Annotated in this window: 15 protein-coding genes; 6 read left to right on the top strand and 9 right to left on the bottom strand. The window is 69.0% G+C overall.

What is annotated here, in order from left to right; genetic code table 11:
* Window positions 1-245 precede the first annotated feature (245 nt).
* Complete coding sequence (locus AC3WRT_RS19805) at window positions 246-1,292, top strand: hypothetical protein (protein WP_492725000.1); 1,047 nt, start codon at window positions 246-248, stop codon at window positions 1,290-1,292.
* Between the two features lie 19 nt (window positions 1,293-1,311).
* On the top strand, window positions 1,312-2,265 hold the full coding sequence (locus AC3WRT_RS19800) for a methionyl-tRNA formyltransferase (RefSeq protein ID WP_492724998.1): 954 nt from the start codon (window positions 1,312-1,314) through the stop codon (window positions 2,263-2,265).
* A gap of 405 nt (window positions 2,266-2,670) precedes the next feature.
* Here the strand turns inward: AC3WRT_RS19800 and pth are convergent, their stop codons facing one another.
* Both pth and AC3WRT_RS19790 read right to left on the bottom strand, forming a co-directional pair.
* Complete coding sequence (gene pth, locus AC3WRT_RS19795) at window positions 2,671-3,264, bottom strand: aminoacyl-tRNA hydrolase (RefSeq protein ID WP_492724996.1); 594 nt, start codon at window positions 3,262-3,264, stop codon at window positions 2,671-2,673.
* A 126-nt stretch (window positions 3,265-3,390) separates the two neighbouring features.
* Window positions 3,391-4,074, bottom strand: coding sequence for a 50S ribosomal protein L25/general stress protein Ctc (locus AC3WRT_RS19790; protein WP_492724994.1), 684 nt, complete (start codon window positions 4,072-4,074; stop codon window positions 3,391-3,393).
* A gap of 342 nt (window positions 4,075-4,416) precedes the next feature.
* On the opposite strand from AC3WRT_RS19790, the gene AC3WRT_RS19785 reads away from it, so the two are divergent.
* A complete protein-coding gene (locus AC3WRT_RS19785; protein WP_492724992.1) occupies window positions 4,417-5,706 on the top strand; it encodes an MFS transporter in 1,290 nt (429 codons plus the stop codon).
* The gene (locus AC3WRT_RS19780) at window positions 5,703-6,716 is read left to right on the top strand and encodes a TolB-like translocation protein (RefSeq protein WP_492724990.1); all 1,014 of its coding nucleotides are present in this window, start codon (window positions 5,703-5,705) and stop codon (window positions 6,714-6,716) included. The genes AC3WRT_RS19785 and AC3WRT_RS19780 overlap by 4 nt, the downstream gene beginning before the upstream one ends.
* A gap of 121 nt (window positions 6,717-6,837) precedes the next feature.
* Here the strand turns inward: AC3WRT_RS19780 and AC3WRT_RS19775 are convergent, their stop codons facing one another.
* From AC3WRT_RS19775 to AC3WRT_RS19755, 5 genes are all read right to left on the bottom strand, one after another.
* Complete coding sequence (locus AC3WRT_RS19775) at window positions 6,838-7,599, bottom strand: acyl-ACP--UDP-N- acetylglucosamine O-acyltransferase (RefSeq protein ID WP_492724988.1); 762 nt, start codon at window positions 7,597-7,599, stop codon at window positions 6,838-6,840.
* Complete coding sequence (locus AC3WRT_RS19770; RefSeq protein ID WP_492724986.1) at window positions 7,599-9,002, bottom strand: flavin reductase; 1,404 nt, start codon at window positions 9,000-9,002, stop codon at window positions 7,599-7,601. Before AC3WRT_RS19770 ends, AC3WRT_RS19775 begins: the two co-directional genes overlap by 1 nt.
* A gap of 4 nt (window positions 9,003-9,006) precedes the next feature.
* Window positions 9,007-10,197 (bottom strand): DegT/DnrJ/EryC1/StrS family aminotransferase, encoded by a 1,191-nt coding sequence (locus AC3WRT_RS19765; RefSeq protein WP_492724985.1) that lies wholly within the window; start codon window positions 10,195-10,197, stop codon window positions 9,007-9,009.
* Window positions 10,198-10,365: 168 nt separating this feature from the next.
* A complete protein-coding gene (locus tag AC3WRT_RS19760) occupies window positions 10,366-11,415 on the bottom strand; it encodes a metallophosphoesterase (protein ID WP_492724983.1) in 1,050 nt (349 codons plus the stop codon).
* A gap of 25 nt (window positions 11,416-11,440) precedes the next feature.
* Window positions 11,441-12,556, bottom strand: coding sequence for an EamA family transporter (locus AC3WRT_RS19755; RefSeq protein WP_492724981.1), 1,116 nt, complete (start codon window positions 12,554-12,556; stop codon window positions 11,441-11,443).
* A gap of 83 nt (window positions 12,557-12,639) precedes the next feature.
* Here AC3WRT_RS19755 and AC3WRT_RS19750 point away from each other — a divergent pair, with 83 nt between their 5' ends.
* Window positions 12,640-13,200 (top strand): CGNR zinc finger domain-containing protein, encoded by a 561-nt coding sequence (locus tag AC3WRT_RS19750; RefSeq protein WP_492724979.1) that lies wholly within the window; start codon window positions 12,640-12,642, stop codon window positions 13,198-13,200.
* A 103-nt stretch (window positions 13,201-13,303) separates the two neighbouring features.
* On the opposite strand, the gene AC3WRT_RS19745 is transcribed toward AC3WRT_RS19750, so the two are convergent.
* A complete protein-coding gene (locus tag AC3WRT_RS19745; protein WP_492724977.1) occupies window positions 13,304-14,284 on the bottom strand; it encodes a ribose-phosphate diphosphokinase in 981 nt (326 codons plus the stop codon).
* Entirely contained in the window at window positions 14,281-15,795 is a 1,515-nt protein-coding gene (gene glmU, locus AC3WRT_RS19740; RefSeq protein ID WP_492724976.1) for a bifunctional UDP-N-acetylglucosamine diphosphorylase/glucosamine-1-phosphate N-acetyltransferase GlmU, read from the bottom strand. The genes AC3WRT_RS19745 and glmU overlap by 4 nt, the downstream gene beginning before the upstream one ends.
* 301 nt (window positions 15,796-16,096) lie before the next feature.
* Here glmU and AC3WRT_RS19735 point away from each other — a divergent pair.
* Window positions 16,097-19,617, top strand: a 3,521-nt coding sequence (locus AC3WRT_RS19735; protein WP_492724975.1) for a N,N-dimethylformamidase beta subunit family domain-containing protein, incomplete at its 3' end; no start/stop codon positions are given.

The following is a 19,617-nucleotide window of genomic DNA, read 5'->3' as shown; positions in this document are numbered from 1 at the left end:
CCCCCAGGTCGCCCCGGGCCGCGTCATCCGGCCCCATCACGTCAGGGACTTTCCGACTTCGCACCGAGCCAGTGACCTCGATTCAACACGACCTTCCAGGGCTTGTACGAGATTTGGAAAGGTCTAGGTCGGCGAACGGATGCGTGGAGGGACGCGCGGGATGAACCGTCTGTCGTTCGAGGATTCGGCGGACACGCGGTGAGATCCCTGGTGAGAATGATGCCCGAGAGACGAGGTGAGCCAGGATGAAAGCTGCCGACGTGGCCCCTGACCTGTCGCCCGGTGCGACCTTGCCGGGCATGGACGTGAGACGACTCGTTCACCTTGCCACGGCGTCGGTTGCCGACATGCGGATCAACCTGGACGGCGCCGTCGTCGTGACCGAAGCTGCGACCGGCGCCTACGCCGTCACGCCGGTCATCGCCGCCATGGCGGGAGCCTCGCATGTCTACGCCTTCACTCGATCCACGCGGCACGGCTCTGTCGCGGAGGTGGTCCGGCAGACCCGCGCGCTTGCCATCGAGGCAGGCGTGATGGAGCGCATCGAGGTGCGGACCGACAGTCCGACCTCGGTGATCGCGCACGCCGACGTGGTGACGAACAGCGGGCACGTGAGGCCGATCGACCGCGAGCTGATAGGGCTGATGCGATCGACGGCCGTCATTCCCCTGATGTTCGAGGCCTGGGAGATCCAAGCCGGCCGTTTCGACTTGGCACTGGAGGAGGCCGTGGGCCGCGGTATCCGGGTCGCCGGCACTAACGAGCGGCATCCCTTGGTCGATGTCTTCTCGTATCTCGGGACCATGGCACTGAAACTGCTCTTCGATGCCGGGACCTGCGTCCGGAACACTCGCATCGTCGTCATGTGCGACAACCCCTTCGATGCCTACCTCGAGGAGGGCCTGTCAGCCGCCGGAGCGGTGGTCCGGTCGACAAGGTCGCTTGCGGCAATCGAGCCGGCTTTCGACCCAGACTTCGTTCTCGTGTCCAGGACGCCAACCGGGTCATCGGTGCTGACTCCGGCAGAGGTGCAGTGGATCGCCAGGACGTGGCCGGAGACTGTCCTGGTGCAGTTCTGGGGCGACATCGATAGAGGATCGCTGGACGCAGCGGGACTCCGTTACTGGCCGGTCACCGGTCCGGCCGCGGGCCACATGGCCATCCTTCCAGACCAGCCAGGACCAGAAGCGGTCATCAGACTGCAGGCAGGTGGCCTCAAGGTCGGCTCGGTCCTGCTGACACCACCGGCGCAACGGACGGCCTTCGACCTGGAGTTTCTCGATGAGCTCTAGCTCACCGAGGGCCCGCATCATGTTGATGGGCTATGGACCGACGACCCGAACAGCCCTTGACAGCCTGTTCCAACACTATGACGTGGTCGCGCTCGTGCGGGACGACGACGACGACGTCGCAGCACACGCGCGACGCTCGGGCATCCCCGTGCAAAGAGTCGAGGCTCCCTCGCGTGTCGCCGACCTGGTTGAGACGTACACACCCGACTGCGTCGTCGTCTCGTCCTACAACCGGATTCTCTTCGACGACGTCCTGGCCCTGTGCCCCTTCGTCAACGTCCACTACTCGCCGCTTCCCCGGTATCGCGGACGGGCGAACGTCAATTGGGCGATCATCAACCACGAGTCACATGCGGCCGTGACCGTCCACTCGATGGCCCCGGGCGTGGACGCGGGTGACGTGCTGGCGCAGGAACACGTTCGCATCGGACCGCGGGAGAACATCAGCACGCTCTACGACCGGCTGAACGTCCTCCAAGGCGACATCCTGCCGCGCGCGGTCGATCGCCGGCTCGGGGGAGACCTCGGTGATCCGCAGGACCAGGCGCAGGCGACCTACGGTTGTCAGCGGCTGCCCGCTGACGGTGAGATCGACTGGTCGGGGTCAACCCGCGACATCGACGCCGTGGTACGCGCCCTCGGCTTTCCGTATCCGGACGCGTTCACGTTCCTCGGTCTGGAACGAGTCTCGATCCTGGAAGCGGAGCCGTCCCCAACGGACAAGGTGTTCGTCGGGCGGATCCCCGGCCGGGTGGTGGAATGGTCGAGATCCGAGGGATGGACCGACATCCTCACTGGGGACGGCGTCCTTCGGGTCAAGCAGGTCCGCGTGGCCGCAGCCACGGGCCCGGCCGCCACTGTGTTGAACAGCTCGAAGATGTCGCTGGGGCTTCGCAGGATCGACCTCTGGGAAAAGATCGCTGCCCTGAACACGCGAATCGACCAGCTGACCATGGATCACATACAGCCTTGAGGACGTTCGGGCGTAGCTGCGTCCGACTCCCGCCTAGCACCGGTTCTCGGGCCGGTGCGGGCGGAAGATCCGTTGATGGCGCAGTCCTGCAGTCCCCAGCCCCGTTCGCGCGCCGAGGAAGGCGAAACGAACGCCTGGGGCACCTGTCCGTGAGGCCGCGCCATGACGCGAGTTCGGGACCCACATCGGCACGATGCCTTCAGTTCTGACTCGGCGCTTGTGCCGCCCGCGGGCGTCACGCGTTCACCGACGTTGATATCGCGGCGACCGCATACCGCGCTTGGACAAGAGCCGCGACCGCCTCGTCGGCCAATGGTCGATTGGGTGATCCAGTCCGGTGCCGGTGGTCGCGTGGGATGCCGTAGCTGCGACGGAGGGCGGTGGCCGGGCAGTCCGAGGGCGCGCTCAGCGCGGGGCGTGGAACCGCTGCTGCGCGTCGAGAAGCCCCACGTCGATGAGCGCCTCGACCGCGTCGGCGCCCTCGTCGAGCAGGAAGGGCAGGACCTCGGTGCGCTCGGCCTTGGAGAAGTCCTTGAGCACGAAGTCGGCGGGGTCCTGCCGGCCCGGAGGCCGGCCGATGCCGAGACGCACCCGGAGGTAGTCGCGAGTGCCCAGGGAGCGCGACACCGAGCGCAGGCCGTTATGGCCGCCCTCGCCGCCGCCGAGCTTGAGGCGGACCAGCCCGGCGTCGATGTCGAGCTCGTCGTGGAGCACGACGACGTGGTCGACGGGCACGTCGTAATACTTTGCGAGGCCGGCGACGGCGGAGCCGGACTCGTTCATGAACAGGGACGGCACCGCGAGGACCACCTTGGGGCCCCCGACCCGCAGGCGCGTCTCGGCCACTCGCGCCCGAGCGGCCTTGTGCGTTTTGAAGGTCGCGCGGCCCCCGACACCTCGACCGGCGATCTCCTCGACTGTCATGGCGCCGACGTTGTGCCGGTTACCCGCGTATCCCGGCCCGGGGTTGCCGAGCCCGACGACGAGCCAGGTGTCCATGCGGTCCTCGATGAGTGCTCAGGTGGGTGGGGGACGGATGTGGGCACGGGCCCCGCCGAGCCGGAGCTCGGACGGGGCCCGTGTACGTCCTGATGTGGCGCCGGGGCGCCACGGGTGGTGCTGCGGCTAGGCCTGGTCGCCCCCGGCGGCCGACTCGTCCCCGGCGGGCTCGGTGCCGCCCTCGGCGGACACGGTCTCCTCGTCGGACTCCTCGCGCTCGATGCCGGCCTCGGCCTCGGCCTCGGCGAGCTCGGCCTCCAGGGCCTCGGCGGTGATGGCCGCGGTGACGTTGACGACGAGCGCCTCGGCGTCGGTGACGAGCGTCGCGCCCTCGGGCAGGTCGACGGCGCCGGCGAGGATCTGCGTGCCGGCCTGCAGGCCCTCGACCGAGACGACGACGTTCTCGGGGATGTTCGTGGCGAGCGCCTCGACCTGCAGGGTGTTGTGGTCGAGCGTGACGACGGTCTCGGGGGCGGCCTCGCCCTCGAGGTGCACGGCGACGTCGACGGTGACCTTCTCGCCCTTGCGGACGACGACGAGGTCGACGTGGTCGATGACCGGCTTGATGGCGTCGCGCTGGACGTCCTTGGCGAGGGCGAGCTGCTCGTTGCCGTCGATCACGATCGTGAGCAGAGCGTTGGCCTGCTTGAGCGCCATCATCGTGTCGTGGCCCGGCAGCGAGATGTGCACGGGCTCGGTGCCGTGGCCGTACATGACGGCTGGGATGGCGCCGGCGCGGCGGATCTTGCGCGCGGCGCCCTTGCCGAAGTCGGTGCGCTTCTCTGCGACGAGCTTGGCGTTGTCAGACACGGGGGTCTCCTGGGTATCTCGGATGAGGCGGTCTCAGTGGTGGTCGGCCTCGACGCGGGACGACGCGCGGTGATCGGCAGTGACGGAGCAGGAAGGTCGTGTGGTCCGCACGCAGAGGCGAACCCGACCGTGGAGAGCTCCACGTCAGGCCACCGCGTCGATCACGGACCTCGTCACGCCCTGCCGTGGCAGCCGTGCACCGTCCCTCGCCGAGGCAACTCCATCGATGCTACCGGAGGCTGGGAAGTCCGCGAAATCGCACGTGGACCGCCGGGCCTCGCCTACCCTGACGGCGAGGAACCGGCCGCCGGCGTGCCACATCCACTTGACCGAGGACCGCCCATGTACCTGTCCGACCGCCCGGGCCTGGAAGCCCAGAAAGCCCTCGCTGCGTCCGGTGGGCGGGTCGGGCGACGTCCGCCGTCGAGCACTGCCCGCGTCGGGCGCACGGTCGTTCTCGTGGGGCTTGTCAGCCTCGTCACGGACATCTCCTCCGAGTCGTTGAGCGCCATCCTGCCCCTGTACGTCACGGTGGTTCTGGGGATGTCGCCCTTCGCCTACGGGGTGATCGACAGCATGTACTACGGCGTGACCGCCCTCGTGCGGATCGCCTCCGGCTGGGTCTCTGACGTCGCCGACCGACCGAAGTGGGTGGCGCTGCTCGGGTACGCACTCTCGATGGTGAGCAAGCTCGCCCTGCTGCCGATCCAGGGCTTCGGTGCCCTCGCGGCCGTCATCACCGCGGACCGGGTCGGCAAGGGCATCCGCACCGCGCCGCGGGACGCCATCATCGCTGCTGTCACGCCGCGCGAGATCCTCGGTCGTGCATTCGGGGTCCATCGAGCGCTCGACACGGTGGGTGCGGTCATCGGCCCGGTGCTCGCATACGCGCTCCTGGCGGTCACTCCCGCCGGCTACACGTCGGTGATCGTGGTGTCCTTCGCGTGCGGGCTCATCGGGGTGGCCCTGCTCGCGCTGGTGGTGCCCGACGTGCGGCCCCGTCGGGCGGCAGCCTTCCCAACCGCGAGGCCGGCCCGGCCTTCGTTGCGCCAGCTGAAGGAGGCAGGGCTGCGCCGCGTCGTCGCGGTTGCCGCCCTTCTGGGCGCGCTCACGGTCAGCGACGGATTCCTCTACCTCTCCCTGCAGCAGCGTGACGACTTCGCCGCCCAGTACTTCCCCCTGCTGTTCGTGGGGACGAACGTCGTCTACTTGGCTCTGGCCGTCCCGATGGGACGCGTGGCCGACCGGATAGGTCGAGCCCGGCTCTTCGTCGGTGGCCACCTGCTGCTCCTGGCCGCCTACGTCTGTGCCGCCGGGCCCGCCGGCGGACTAGGGACGACGGTGGCCTGCATCATGGCGCTCGGGGCCTTCTATGCAGCGACCGATGGGGTGCTGTCCGCGCTGACGAGCGCTCTGGCGCCCGTCTCACTGCGGGCAGTGTCCCTGGCCACGACCCAGACCGCGACAGCGGCCGGACGTTTCGTGGCCTCGATCGGGTTTGGCTTCCTCTGGGTCCAAGCGGGCCGGAGCACCGCAACGCTGGTCTTCGCGGTGCTCCTGGCTTCGGCAGTCGTCGCGTCGTGGGCCATCTTCCAGCGGCTGCGCGGTCGCGACGGGGAGATCGTGCGATGACAACCCGCACCCGCCTCATGGCCTTCGCGGTGGTCGCGGCCCTCACGGTCGCCGGCGCGACGGCATACGTGCTCTGGGCGCGAAGCGACCGGCTGGCAGTGTCCGCCGCAACCCCTCGCCAGGCCACCGTGGCCCCCACTGCGGTCGCGTCGGTTCCCCACATCGTCTTCCGCAACACGGCGATCGGACCTGACTACGGGCGCGTCGCCATGGTGCCGGTCTCGGCGCCGGCAGCCGGACGGGCATTCGTCGACCAGTCCTGCGACCGCGTCTTCGCAACCCGCACGGCGACGCTCTGCCTCGCTTCGGCGCTCGGGTTCGTGAACACCTACTCCGCGAAGGTGCTCTCCGCGACGGGCGGCCCCTCCCAGCAGATCCCGCTCACGGGCAGTCCGAGCCGGGCCCGGCTGTCCCGAGACGCGACACTCGCAGCCACGACGAGCTTCGTCTCCGGCGACTCCTACACCGCGGTCAACTTCTCCACGCGCACCGTGGTCACGCACCTCCGGGATCGGTCGAGTCAGGACCTCGAGACGTTCACGCTCCTGCACGAGGGGCGGCGGATCGCCCCACCGGAGCGCAACTTCTGGGGCGTCACCTTCGCGCCCGACGACGACACCTTCTACGTCACCGTGGCCTTCGGCGGACAGACGTGGCTCGCCCGGGGCTCCCTGTCGGCCCGCACGGTGGTGACGTTGCGTGCCGATGCTGAGTGCCCGTCGCTCTCGCCGGACGGCACGAAGGTCGCCTACAAGAAGCGCGGAAACCGGGCGGCGGGCGACTGGCGTCTTGCGGTCCTCGACCTCGCGTCCCGTCGTGAGGTGAAGGTGAACGAGAGCCGCAGCGTCGACGACCAGGTCGAGTGGCTCGATGACCAGCACATCCTCTACGGCGTGCCGGGCGAGGGCACGGCGGGGGCCGAGAGCAACGTGTGGGTCGTGCCGGTCGACGGCACCGGTTCGCCGATCTTGCTCATCCCGAAGGCTTGGTCCCCTGCCGTCGTGCGCTGACCCCGGAATGAGGCACTGGGCGGGTTCGCAGCGGGTTCGGGAGGGACCTCGAAAACCCATCGGGGTGGCTACGGGACTGTCCTCGGGCTTTCGCGCCGGCCGGGTGGCCACCCCCACCAACTCAGTTGCCGTTGACGGCCGTCGCGAACGCCATCGGCTGCCGGTCGAGGAGCATGCGCCACCAGTCGAGCTCGGCGGCCACGGTGGCCGAGATGCCGTCAACCGACCCATCGGCGGAGCCCCTGCCATAGAGCCGCTCGACGGCGGCGACGTCCCTCTGCGCGACGCCGGAACGCGTCATGCCGAAGCCGTTCACTCGGTGCACCCGGGCCGGGACGCCGTACACGGTCGCGAACGGAGGCACGTCCCGCGTCACCGGAGTCCCCATGCCCACCATCGCCAGGGCCCCGACCGATCGGCGCTGATGGACACTGACATTGAGTCCCAGGTTGGCGCTCCGGCGCACCGTGACGTGGCCGCCCAAGGCCACACCTGCTGACAGCGTCACGCAGTCGCCGATGACCACGTCATGGGCGACATAGGTGTTGCTGAAGATCCAGCAGTGTTCGCCGATCACGGTGGGGCGCACACTGCCGTGATGTACGACGACGTGGTCACGCAGAACGCTGTGATCGCCGATCACGATCTCCTGGTGATCGAGGTCCCCGCTCCAGGCATCGTTCTGGCGAAGCGATGCGATCTCTGGAGCGCCACCGACGTGCGTGCCTGCGCCGATACGCACGTGATCACCCACGCGCGTTGGGCCGACGAGAACTGCGTAGGGCCCCACCGAGACGCCCACACCAAGCTCGACGCCCGGGCCGATGAAGGCCGACGACGCCACCATGGTCGACTCAGAGGCCGAGCAGGGCTCGCTCTCCATCAGTGCGCCTTCACGCGGTCCCCGTCGCCGATCGGCACGGGGTCTGACCAAGGACACCACTCGAGCGGGTTCTCCGGCGTGACGTCAGCCCTGACTCGGATCCGCTGGACTTCACCGAAGATGATCACGTGCGTCCCGAGTCGCTGGTGTCCGACGACACGACACTCATAGAAGACGGGGAGGTCGCTGATGATCGGCGCGCGCCCGCCGGGCTCCACGTTGAATCCCGCGTTCAGCAGCTTTGTGACGTCGTTACGTAGGGACGTGTTGCCGCTGTACCTGATGGCCTTGACGATCGCGTCATCTGCGTACGGGACGCCACACCCGAACCAGCCCGAGTCGAGGATGGCGTCAAGTGACGCTCGGGGGGCATAGCGCTCGTTCACCGCCGCATAGGAGATGCAAGGGGAGATGACCAGTGGTTGGCGGCTGACGATGGTGGTCGAGCCGCATGGCATCACGTTTTCAAGCCCACCTGAGGAGCGGCTCGTGATGATCCCGGCGGACTGCGGAAAGAAGCATGGCCATCTCGAGTCGTCGTTGCCTGCGATCGTCTCCTCGGCCAGGTGCTTCACGGCCATCCCATGCTCAAAGTAGTCCGCTTCGAAGGCGATGGTGCCCGCCGCTGGGAATGCGTAGTTGGCTGTGTAACCCTTCAGGTAGCCGCCGGTAGGCGTCATAGTCGGGCGCAGGCCCGGGAGCTCTCCTGAGGGGCTGAAGGTCGGCAGGCTGCGCCACCGCACCTGGTTCTCCCCACGCGCAATGTCCTCACGGAGCTGGATCGTCGTGATCTTGAGGTAGTACACGCGGTGGCTGCCGATGTCGGTCCATGGCTGGCCGAAGAGCGATGCACCCTCCCAGTCGAAGGTCGGGGACACGAGCTCGGCCTCATATGCCATGAAGGCGTCCTCGAACATCGGTGTTGGCTGGCTGACCGCCGGCCGCGTGGCAAGACCCGCAGCAGCCACGCGCGAGTCAGTCGCGCCGTCGGGCACGTCGGCAATGGCTCGCATCGCCGCATCAAGTCGTTCGCCGGGCGCAATGAACTGGACCACGGCCTTGCCGCTGGACTCGAGCCGCTTGCAGAACATGGACCTCGCGTAGTGCCGCTCCGACAGGTCGTCTTTGCAGAAGCTGAGCGCCACGACGTAAGGGAAACGGTTGACGATCGATGGCCCGACAACCTTCTCCAGAGCCACGCCGTCATCGTCGCCCGTGGTGACCAGACAGATCGGCGACGGGAAGAACGATGGCCACCGGCTGTCGGCCGCCACATCCTCGGCCGCCTCTGGCATTCGTCGCCACAGCGCCGTGCCCATCGCGTTCGGTTCCCACCCCGATGTGGTGATGAGCGACTCGGTGGGCCAGTAGTACCGGCGGTCCGATTGTTCCCTGGAAAGCATCGCGTCACTCCCTGAAGGTGTTCGGCTTGGACCAGGCCCCCCAGATGACGTCCGCTATGCGTTCCTGGTCGAGTTCGGTCAGGAGGTGAAACATCGGCAGCAGAACCGACTGGCGGGTGATGCGCTCCGAGACGGGAAGAGAAACCGGCTCGAGGTCATCGAACGCTGGTTCCCGGTGAGCACAGGTGACGCCGTGCCGGGCATTGACGCCATGGTGCTTCAAGATCTCGAGGAGCTCGGCCGACGAGACTGGGAAGTCGTCAGGGAGGAGCACCCAAAACGTCTGGTAATTCGCGCGTCCGTGCGGCGGGTCGGCGGCCATCTTCAGACCTGGAATGCCGCCGAGCAACTCGTGGTAACCCTCGGCGAGCTGACGCCTGCGGCGCACCATGATGGGAAGCTTCGTCGCCTGGACGACACCGATCGCGGCCTGGATGTCCGTGAGTCGGTAGTTGTATCCGGTCTCGACGTACTGCTCGACGACCGGACGACCGGAGTGGTGGCGCTCGAAAGGGCTGGCCGTCATTCCGTGCTGGCGTAGCCGCCGGAGTCGCTCGGCGAGATCGCCGTCAGGAGTGGTGATCATGCCTCCCTCCCCCGTCACGAGCAGCTTGCGCGGGTGGAACGAGAATGCGGCGTAATGGCTGTCCTTGCCCACCGGTTGACCGTGATAGGTGCTGCCCAGTGCACATGCCGCATCCTCGATGACCGCGATGCCGCGTTCGTGCGCGAGCGTCCTGATCGGCTCGATGTCCGCCGGTGTGCCGTACTGATCGACGACGATGACGGCTTTGGTGGCCGGGGTCAGTGCGGCCTCGACCGTCGCCGCCGTGATGTTGTGATGAACGGGTTCCACGTCAGCGAAGACCGGCCGAGCACCGACGTAGCGGATGGAGTTGGCGGTCGCCACAAAGGACAGGGATGGGACGACGACGTCGTCGCCGGGCCCGATGCCGTGGGCGACCATGCCGAGGTGTAGGGCGGTCGTGCAGTTTGACACCGCCACCGCGTGCTCGGCTTGGACGATGTCAGCGACTGCAGCCTCGAACTCGATGACGTGGGCGCCTTGTGTCACCCACCCCGACTGCACGACAGCCGCAGCTGCGACGACCTCACGTTCGTCGAACCACGGCTGTGCCATGGCGATCTCGCGCCCGCGACGTGGCACGCCTCGGACTGATTGTGTTGCGGTCATAGGCCCACCTCGTATCGACCCCGGACACGCGTCGACGTTCCCCTATGCGGCTACGCGCCAAACTGTCGCTGACAGCCTGACATGCAGACACGGAGAGACGGACGCGAATGCCGGATCCGGTCTTTCCGCGCCGGTCAGTTCTTCGTGTCCGTCGGATCCTTGGATCCCTCAGCGCGACATGAGGAAGCTGTCAGCCGTGCTGCCGTCACTGCTGCGCACGAAGGAGACTCTTAGCTCGGTCCGGGTGGCGCGCACGTCCAGGTAGCCGTGGGCGGGTGAACCGTACGCACTAGCCGTGAAGTAGCCGGCCTCGGGGTCGGTCCTCGACGCAGGTCGCAGCGCCGCGCCGCCGGTGCCCGCGGTGACGAAGACGGTGCCGGCTCCGGCCGAGAGCCTCTGCCCTCGGTCGACGACGCAACCGAGGCGGAAGGCGTCGATGGCGACGCGCACGCACCCCGGCCCCTCCGCCAGCTGCTTGGTGCGCTGGTAGAGGTGCTCGTGACCGGAGAGCACGAGGTCGACCCGCCGGTCGACGAGCAGGTGCAGCAGGTCGGCGCCGATGTCGCAGGCGTACTTGCCGATCGACAGGCAGGGCTTGTGCATGCCCACGACGACCCACGGAATCCCGCTGCTACGCGCCCCGTCGATCGCCCTCGCGGTCCAGTCGTAGTGCGCGGACCCCCTGGCGTAGTCCCAGGGCCTGTCCTCGAAGGTGAGGCCGGGTGACACCATGACGACCCGGACGAGCGGGGCGTCCCGGGGAAGATCGACGTAGTACTCGCGACCGTAGGTGCCGACCAGGCCGGGCACCCGGTTGGGCAGGCACGCGGCGAACGCGTCGATGTTGCCGTTCGGGCCGTTGCTCTCGTGGTTGCCCGAGACGAGCTCGAAGGGGAGACCAGGCCGTATGCGTGCCGTGACGAAGTCGCACCAGTGCCCCTCCCCGCCCGGCTTGCCGTAGGACAGGTCGCCGAGCGCGAGGTGCGCCTGCTGGCCGGCGCGGCCGAGCGCGTCGAGCACGCCGCCCGCCAAGGCTGGGTCCTCGCCGTAGTCGCCGGCCGCCGTGAGGTGCACCGAGGTGCCGACCCCGGATGCGGATGGCGTCGCGGAGACGGAGGGGACGGGGCCGACGCCCGTCGCCTCCCCCGACGAGGTCACGCAGCCGGTCAGGAGCAGGACGGCGGCCAGGACCGGGACCGCACCGGTGCGCCGGCGCATACCGCCAGCGTAGGCGGCCACCCCCTCAGGGGATGGGACACGGCCGGGTCAGCGGCGGCTCCTCGTCGTCACCGCCCGCTCCGGCCCCGGGGCCGCCGAGCTCGTCGGCGCGTACCGCCACGAGCCCCCCCACGATGAGTAGCCCGCCGGCGAGCTGGACCGGCGTCGGCAGCTCCGCGAGGACGATCCAGGCGAAGAGCACGGCGAAGAGCACCTCGGTGAGGGCGACGAACGACGCGACCTTGGCCCCGAGCACTCGTACGGCGGCGATGCCGGTGACGTATGCGAAGGCGGCGGCCACGATGGCGATGACGAGCACGGGGACCCACCAGTCCACGAGGACGCCGCCCAGCGGCACGCGGGCGGCACCGCGAGTCATGTCGAGCACGCCGACCAGGCCCGCGAGACCGAGCGACAGCGCCCCGACGGCCAGACCTCCACCGGCGAGGGCCAGCGGCGGGACGTCGTCATCGACGTGATCGGCGAGCAGGAAGTAGAGCACGAGGCAGACGGCCGCACCCAGACCCCAGAGGACGCCGACGAGGCTGACACTGGCCCCTCCCACGACGTCCAGGACGAGGAGCAGGCCGACCACGGCGAGCGCCACGCCGGCCACGGTCAGCCGGCGTGGCGCCTGGCGGTGTCGCAGCCACAGCCAGCCGACGATGAGCACCGGGGCGAGGTACTCCAGCAGGAGGGCGACCCCGACGGAGAGGTGGGTCACCGCGTTGAAGTAGGCCAGCTGGCAGCCGGCCACGCCGGTGAGGCCGTAGCCGACGACCACACAGACGTTGCGACGCAAGGCCGCCCAGCGGCCGCGCAGTGACCAGAGGGCGGGCCCCACCAGGACAAGGGCGGCGAGGGTGATGCGCATCGTCACGACAGCGCCCGGCGACCAGCCGCCGACGAGGAGCGACTTGCCGAACGCCCCTGAGGTCGCAAAGGCCGCGGCCGACACGAGCGCCAGCCCGAGCCCGGCCAAGGGGTGGCGGACCGGCCTGGACGCGCTCGCCTCGTGCGTCTCGAAACCCACTTCGCCGAGGGCGCCGGCGGAGACCCGCGGGGCCGCGGTCCCGCTGCCGACATGGTCCACCCGCTCAACGCGCTCCACCATGACGACCGCCCGACTCCCCACCGACATGCTGCCCGCTCTACCGGCACGACCTGTCAGCACCAAAACTGATTAGACTCATGACGGTAGCTATTCTCTGGTCAGGAGTCAACGTGCTGTTCACCCATGACACTAGCGTGGCGCTCGCTAGCGCCGCCGCTCTCGTCAACACGATGCCGGGTTCCGTACCGGGCGACGCGGACCCCGACCGGCTGACGACACTGGACGAGCTACGGACGCTCTACCTCGAGCAGGAGTGGACCGGACGGTTCGACCGCGACGCCGCCGAGCTCGAGGCGGTTCGCGCGCTGCGGCCCCGGCTGCGCGGCTTCTGGGAGCTCGACGAGGCCGGCGTCGTCGAGCTCGTCAACGACCTGCTGGCCGAAGCTCGTGCAGTGCCGCAGCTCGTCGACCACGACGGCATCGGCTGGCACGTGCACGCCACCCCGGCCGAGGCGCCTCTGCCCCGGCGGATGGCCGTCGAGGCCGCCATCGCCGTCATCGACGTGGTGCGGGCGGGCGAGCTGGCCCGGATGCGGGTGTGCGAGGCCGAGGACTGCGACGACGTGGTCGTCGACCTCTCGCGCAACCGCTCGCGCCGCTTCTGCGAGGGCGGCTGCGCGGCCCGAGCGCACACCGCCGCGTACCGCGCCCGACAGGCAGCCCGCCCCTGACGGGCGTAGGCAATCCCTCGCACGGGCGCACGCCGGACGCAGCCGCTCCGGTCCTCGGGGCCTACTCGGGGCGCAGGCCGCCCACGGCCGTGAGTTCCGGGCGTCAGGCCTTTCCGTCGAAGAGGCTCGTGACCGAGCCGTCCTCGAAGACCTCCTTGATCGCCATGGAGACGAGCGGGGCGATCGAGAGGACCTCGAGCTTGTCGAAGCGGCGGTCGTCGGGGATGGGCAGGGTGTTCGTGACGATGACCTCCTCGACCCGGCACGCCTTGAGGCGGTCGACGGCCGGCCCCGAGAGGATCGCGTGCGTCGCGGCGATGATGACCCCGTCCGCACCCTGCTCCATGAGGGCGTCGGCGGCCTTGGTGATCGTGCCGGCGGTGTCGATCATGTCGTCGACGAGCACGCAGGTGCGGCCCTTGATCTCACCGACGACACGGTTGGCGACGACCTCGTTGGGCCGGTTGATGTCGCGCGTCTTGTGGATGAAGGCCAGCGGGGCCCCGCCGAGACGCGAGCTCCAGTCCTCGGCGACCTTGATCCGGCCGGCGTCGGGCGAGACGACCGCGAGGTCGAGGTGACCGTACTTCTTGCCGACGTAGTCGGCGAGGATCGGCATCGCCATGAGGTGGTCGACCGGGCCGTCGAAGAAGCCCTGGATCTGCGCGGTGTGCAGGTCGATCGCCATCAGCCGGTCGGCGCCCGCGGTCCGGAAGAGGTCGGCCATCAGGCGGGCCGAGATCGGCTCGCGGCCGCGGTGCTTCTTGTCCTGGCGGGCGTAGCCGTAGAAGGGCAGCACCACGGTGATCCGCTGGGCCGAGGCACGCTTGAGCGCGTCGATCATGATGAGCTGCTCCATGATCCACTCGTTGATCGGAGCGGTGTGGCTCTGGATGACGAACGCGTCCGAGCCACGCACCGACTCCTCGTAGCGCACGTAGATCTCGCCGTTCGCGAAGTCATAGGCCGAGGTCGGGACGAGGTCGGTGCCGAGCTCCTTGGCAACCTCCTGCGCGAGCTGCGGGTGCGCTCGGCCGGAGAAGACCATCAGGTGCTTCTCGGTGGTCTTGTTGATGCCGCTCATCCTCGGGCGTCCTTCGTCTCGGGGGCGTGCTCGGGGGCGTGCTCGGTGGCGTGCCCGGTGGTCGGTGGCGCCACCGGCCGCCCGTCCGGCGCGGCCGCGCGTGCCGCCTCGTCCGTCCTGGTACCCGCCCGGCGGCGGGCGACCCAGCCGTCGACGTTGCGCTGCTGCGCGCGGGTCACCGCGAGCTGACCCGGTCCGACGTCGCTGACGACCGCCGAGCCGGCCGCGACGTAGGCACCGTCGGCGATCGTGCGCGGCGCGACGATGACCGAGTTGCTGCCGACGAAGCTGTGCGCGCCGACGTTCGTATGCCCCTTGGTGACGCCGTCGTAGTTGGCGAAGATCGTGCCGGCCCCGATGTTGGCGCCCTCGCCGATCGTGGCGTCGCCGCAGTAGCTCAGGTGCGGCACCTTGGCACCTGCGCCGATGTCGGCGTTCTTCGTCTCGACGAAGCCGCCGATCTTGCCCTTCGCGCCGAGACGCGTGCCAGGGCGGAGGTAGGAGAAGGGCCCGACGGTCGCGCCGGACCCGATCTCGGCCAGCTCGCCCTGGGTACGCACGACGCTCGCGCCGTCACCGACCTCGACGTCGGTCAGGGTCGTGTCGGGGCCGATGACGCAGTCGCGCCCGATGGTGCTCGCACCGAGGATCTGGGTGCCCGGGTTCACGACGGTGTCAGGACCGATCGTCACGTCGGCATCGAGCCACGTCGTGGCCGGGTCGATAACGATCGCCCCGTCGCGCATCGCCTGCTCGACGATGCGCCGGTTGAGCTCGGCGCCCAGGCGCGCGAGCTGCACCTTGTCGTTGACACCCTCGGTCTGCCACAGGTCTGCGACGAGGTGTGCCCGCACGGCCATGCCCCGCCCGCGCGCGATGGCCACGACGTCGGTGAGGTACTTCTCGCCCTGCGCGTTGTCGATGCCCACCTGCGCCAAGGCAGACCGCAGGACGGCCACGTCGAACGCATACAATCCGCTGTTGACCTCGCGGATCGTGCGCTGCGCCTCGTCGGCGTCCTTCTGCTCGACGATCGCCGAGACCGACCCCTCGGCGTCGCGGATGACGCGGCCGTAGCCGGTCGGGTCGTCCAGCGTCGCCGTGATCAGCGTGACGGCGTTGCCGCAGGCGTGGTGCGCGGCGACGAGGCCCTCCAGGGTCTCGCTCGTCAGCAACGGCACGTCGCCGTAGGTGACGACGACGGTGCCGGACAGGTCCGGTGGCAGCGCCTCCAATGCGCACTCGACGGCGCGGCCGGTGCCCTTCAGGTCGTCCTGGTCGACCACCACCGCATCTGGGTCGACCTGCGCCACGTGTTCGGCGACGCGGTCGCGCTCGTGGCGCACGACGACGGCCAGGTGGTGGGGGTTGGTGCCCCGGGCCGCTCGGATCGCGTGGGCCACGAGACTGCGACCCCCGATCGTGTGGAGCACCTTGGGGGTCGCGGACTTCATGCGTGTGCCCTCACCGGCGGCGAGGACGATCACGGCGGTCGGCCGTTGATCGCTCACAGGGCGCAGCTCCTCCTGGTCGGACGGGCCCCCGGGCAGTGGGCCGGGCGCGCAGCCATGCTACTCGTGGGTGGGGACGACACCGGGCGCGGAGTGCGGTGGCGCGTCTCACGCCCGGTGCCACCAGGTGGTCGGTCGTGAGCAACTTCACGTGTTTGCCTCCGCGTCCTCAGGCGCGCGATCTACGCTCCCAGATAGCGCAGCAAGACGACTGGGGGGATCCGATCGCGAGGCCGCGCCAAGCAACTGGGGCAGGGGGCGGCGCACCTCTGTGCGCCATGGGGTGGTGAAGGCGGTAGCAATGCGCTCATCGGCTGGAGACGAACGCGCTCACCAGGTGTCGGGCCGGCGGCCGAGACGTCGCTCCGGTGGTCTGTGGCGGCCGCGCACCGCGGTACTCGTCGTCGCGAGCCTGCTCGGTGCCCTCCTCCCGATCACCGCCATCTCGGCCCAGTCTGCCGAGGCGGCGGGACCGTGCGGCCCCCCTGTCGTGAGCGTCATCGCCTGCGAGAACACGCTTCCGGGCACTGCACCCAGTGATTGGCAGGTCAGCGGGGCCGGAGACTCCACGATCCAGGGCTTCGCCACCTCGATGAGCGTCAACGTGGGCGACACCGTGAGCTTCAAGGTGAGCACCCCAGCCAGGGCCTACCACATCGACATCCTGCGGATGGGCTTCTACCAGGGCAACGGCGCCCGCAAGGTCGCTGCGAACGTGCTGCCGTCGGCGACTCTTCCCCAGACCCAGCCCACCTGCCTCACGCAGGCCAACACCGGGCTCATCGACTGCGGCAACTGGGCGGTCTCAGCCTCGTGGAGCGTGCCGAGCACCGCCGTCTCGGGCGTCTACCTCGCACACCTCGTACGCAACGACACCGGCGGCGAGAGCCTCATCCCGTTCATCGTCCGCAATGACGCGGGCCACTCGGACCTGCTCATCCAGACCTCCGACCAGACGTGGCAGGCCTACAACACGTACGGAGGGAACAGCCTCTACTCCTGTTCGGTCAACTGCCCCCTGGGCACTCCGGACACCTACAAGGGCGCGTCGATGGTGTCCTACAACCGGCCGTTCCACACAGCGCTCGACGACATCGGCCGTAGCTGGCTCATGTACTCGGAGTACCCCATGATCCGGTTCTTGGAGGCGAACGGCTACGACGTGGCCTACACCAGCGGCGTGGACACCGGCACCACGGCCGGCGGCACCTTGCTCCGCAACCACAAGGCCTTCCTCTCCGTCGGCCACGACGAGTACTGGACGGCCGCCCAACGTGCGAATGTCGAGGCTGCCCGCGACGCCGGCGTGAGCCTCGCCTTCTTCAGTGGGAACGAGGTCTTCTGGAAGACACGCTTCCAAGCGAGCATCGACGGCACCAGCACGGCAAACCGCACCCTGGTCTGTTACAAGGAGACCCACTACAACGGTCCGGTGGATCCGCAGGACCCGCCGACATGGACCGGGACCTGGCAGGACCCGCGCTTCAGCCCCCCGGCCGACGCCGGAAACCCGCAGAACGCCTTGACGGGGCAGCAGTTCATCGTGAATTCGGGGACCACCGACATCAAGGTGCCGGCGCAGTACTCCAAGCTCCGTTTCTGGCGGAACACTGCGGTGGCGAATCTCGCGCCCGGTCAGACCCGCACGCTCGCGCCGGGCGTGGGGTCGCTCGGATACGAGTGGGACATGGACGCCGACAACGGCTTCCGACCAGCAGGCTTGTTCCGGATGTCGTCGACCACCTCGACCACGGCGGAGATCTTCACCGACTACGGGAGCACGGTGCAGTCCCCTCAGACCGCGACGCACAACCTCACGCTGTACCGGGCACCGAGCGGCGCGCTCGTCTTCGGCGCCGGTACCGTGCAGTGGTCGTGGGGCCTGGGCGACCCGACGTCCACACCGGACCCCGTCATGCAGCAGGCCACCGTGAACCTCTTCGCGGACATGGGTGCGCAGCCGTATGCCCTGATCAGTGGGCTCTCCGTCGCCACGGCGTCCACAGACGCGACTGCTCCCACCTCCACGGTCACGACGCCGACGAGCGGTTCCACCATCGGGGACGGTGGCAAGCTGACCATCTCCGGAACGGCCTCCGACAGCGGTGGCGTCGTCGCCGGCGTCGAGGTGTCAACCGACGACGGCAAGACGTGGCATCCGGCGACGGGGACGACGAGCTGGAGCTTCAGCTGGGTCGCGCACGGCAACCCTGGCACGACGATCAGGTCGCGAGCAGTCGATGACAGCGGCAACCTCGAGACGCCCACCGCGGGGGTACCGGTCACGATCGGCTGCACGTGCTCCATCTGGGGCGTCGGCGCCTCCCCCGGCGTGGCCGACTCGGGCAGTGCGACAGCGCGCGAGGTCGGGGTCAAGTTCCGGTCCGACGCGTCGGGTGTCGTGACGGGCGTTCGCTTCTACAAGTCCACCGGCAACACCGGCACGCATGTGGGAACCCTCTGGACCGCGACCGGGACGAAGCTTGCTTCGGCGACATTCGCCAACGAGAGCGCGAGCGGATGGCAGCAGGTGACCTTTGCCAGTCCCGTGGCCGTCAACGCCAATGTGACCTACGTGGTCTCGTACTTTGCGCCGCGCGGTCACACGGCCGCGGACGAGGCGTACTTCTACCCGCCGCCCTCGCCCGGGCCCTACTCCAACGGGTGGGTGGACAGCCCTCCCCTGCACGCTTTGCGCAACGTCAACGGAACCACCAACGGCCTGTTCCTGAATAGTGCAGCCGGTGCCTTCCCGACGTCGACCGACAGCGCCACGAACTATTGGGTGGACGTGCTGTTCAGCAGGAGCACAGCCGCAGCGACGGCGCCTGGGACGCCTACGAGCGTCACCGCCAGCCCCGGGAACGCCTCAGCCCTTGTGGCCTGGGCAGTGCCACCGGACGGCGGCAGCCCCATCACCGGCTACACCGTCACGCCCTATGTCGGCACGACGGCGCAGGCCGCGAGCACGGTGTCCGGGAACCCGCCGGCCACGACGGCGACCATTTCCGGCCTCACCAACGGCACTGCGTACACGTTCAAGGTCTCGGCCACGAACGCGGTCGGCTCAGGCGCGGACTCCGCGGCCTCCAGCGCCGTGACGCCGATGGCCGTGTCCTGCACCCCGTGCACCATCTGGTCCTCCTCGACGGTCCCCGAAACGGTAGATCAGGGAGACGTGAACTCCACCGAGCTCGGCACCAAGTTCAAGTCCGACGTCAACGGGCAGATCACCGGCATCAGGTTCTACAAGGGCGCGGCCAACACCGGCACCCACATCGGTAATCTCTGGTCCTCGACCGGGACCCGACTTGCGTCCGCGACCTTCACGAACGAGACCGCCACCGGCTGGCAGCAAGTCAACTTCGCCACCCCGGTGACGGTCGCCGCCGGAACCATCTATGTCGCCTCGTACTTGGCTCCTACCGGGCACTACGCGGCGGACAGCAACTACTTCAGCACCGGTGTGGACAACCCTCCCCTGCATGCCCTTCAGGACGGGGTCAGCGGCGGGAACGGCGTCTATCGCTACGGGACCGCAAGCGGGTTCCCCAACAGCACGTACCAAGCCGAGGGCTACTACGTGGACGTGGTCTTCTCCACCACGACGGGGCCATCGACTGTCCCGGGCGCGCCGACCGGCGTGACCGCCACGGCCGGCGACAAGCAGGCCACCGTGTCCTGGACCGCGCCCGCCAACGGCGGCAGCGCGATCACCCGATACACGATCACCCCGTATGCCGGAACCACCGCCCAGACGCCCACCACCGTCACCGGCTCCCCGCCGGCCACCACCGGCACCGTCACCGGCCTGACCAACGG

The sequence above is a fragment of the Terrabacter sp. FW104-15G4B genome (genome assembly GCF_058790095.1).
Note: the sequence above shows the minus strand (reverse complement) of the source record. Positions and strands in the feature narration are given on the sequence as shown.

What these genes read in the sequence shown, in the direction of transcription:
- AC3WRT_RS19775 (WP_492724988.1), bottom strand. Translation starts at nt 7,599, where the DNA reads ATGGAGAGCGAGCCCTGCTCGGCCTCTGAGTCGACCATGGTGGCGTCG.
- AC3WRT_RS19785 (WP_492724992.1), top strand. Translation starts at nt 4,417, where the DNA reads ATGTACCTGTCCGACCGCCCGGGCCTGGAAGCCCAGAAAGCCCTCGCT.
- AC3WRT_RS19780 (WP_492724990.1), top strand. Translation starts at nt 5,703, where the DNA reads ATGACAACCCGCACCCGCCTCATGGCCTTCGCGGTGGTCGCGGCCCTC.
- AC3WRT_RS19760 (WP_492724983.1), bottom strand. Translation starts at nt 11,415, where the DNA reads ATGCGCCGGCGCACCGGTGCGGTCCCGGTCCTGGCCGCCGTCCTGCTC.
- AC3WRT_RS19805 (WP_492725000.1), top strand. Translation starts at nt 246, where the DNA reads ATGAAAGCTGCCGACGTGGCCCCTGACCTGTCGCCCGGTGCGACCTTG.
- AC3WRT_RS19770 (WP_492724986.1), bottom strand. Translation starts at nt 9,002, where the DNA reads ATGCTTTCCAGGGAACAATCGGACCGCCGGTACTACTGGCCCACCGAG.
- AC3WRT_RS19755 (WP_492724981.1), bottom strand. Translation starts at nt 12,556, where the DNA reads ATGTCGGTGGGGAGTCGGGCGGTCGTCATGGTGGAGCGCGTTGAGCGG.
- AC3WRT_RS19745 (WP_492724977.1), bottom strand. Translation starts at nt 14,284, where the DNA reads ATGAGCGGCATCAACAAGACCACCGAGAAGCACCTGATGGTCTTCTCC.
- AC3WRT_RS19765 (WP_492724985.1), bottom strand. Translation starts at nt 10,197, where the DNA reads ATGACCGCAACACAATCAGTCCGAGGCGTGCCACGTCGCGGGCGCGAG.
- pth (WP_492724996.1), bottom strand. Translation starts at nt 3,264, where the DNA reads ATGGACACCTGGCTCGTCGTCGGGCTCGGCAACCCCGGGCCGGGATAC.
- AC3WRT_RS19800 (WP_492724998.1), top strand. Translation starts at nt 1,312, where the DNA reads ATGTTGATGGGCTATGGACCGACGACCCGAACAGCCCTTGACAGCCTG.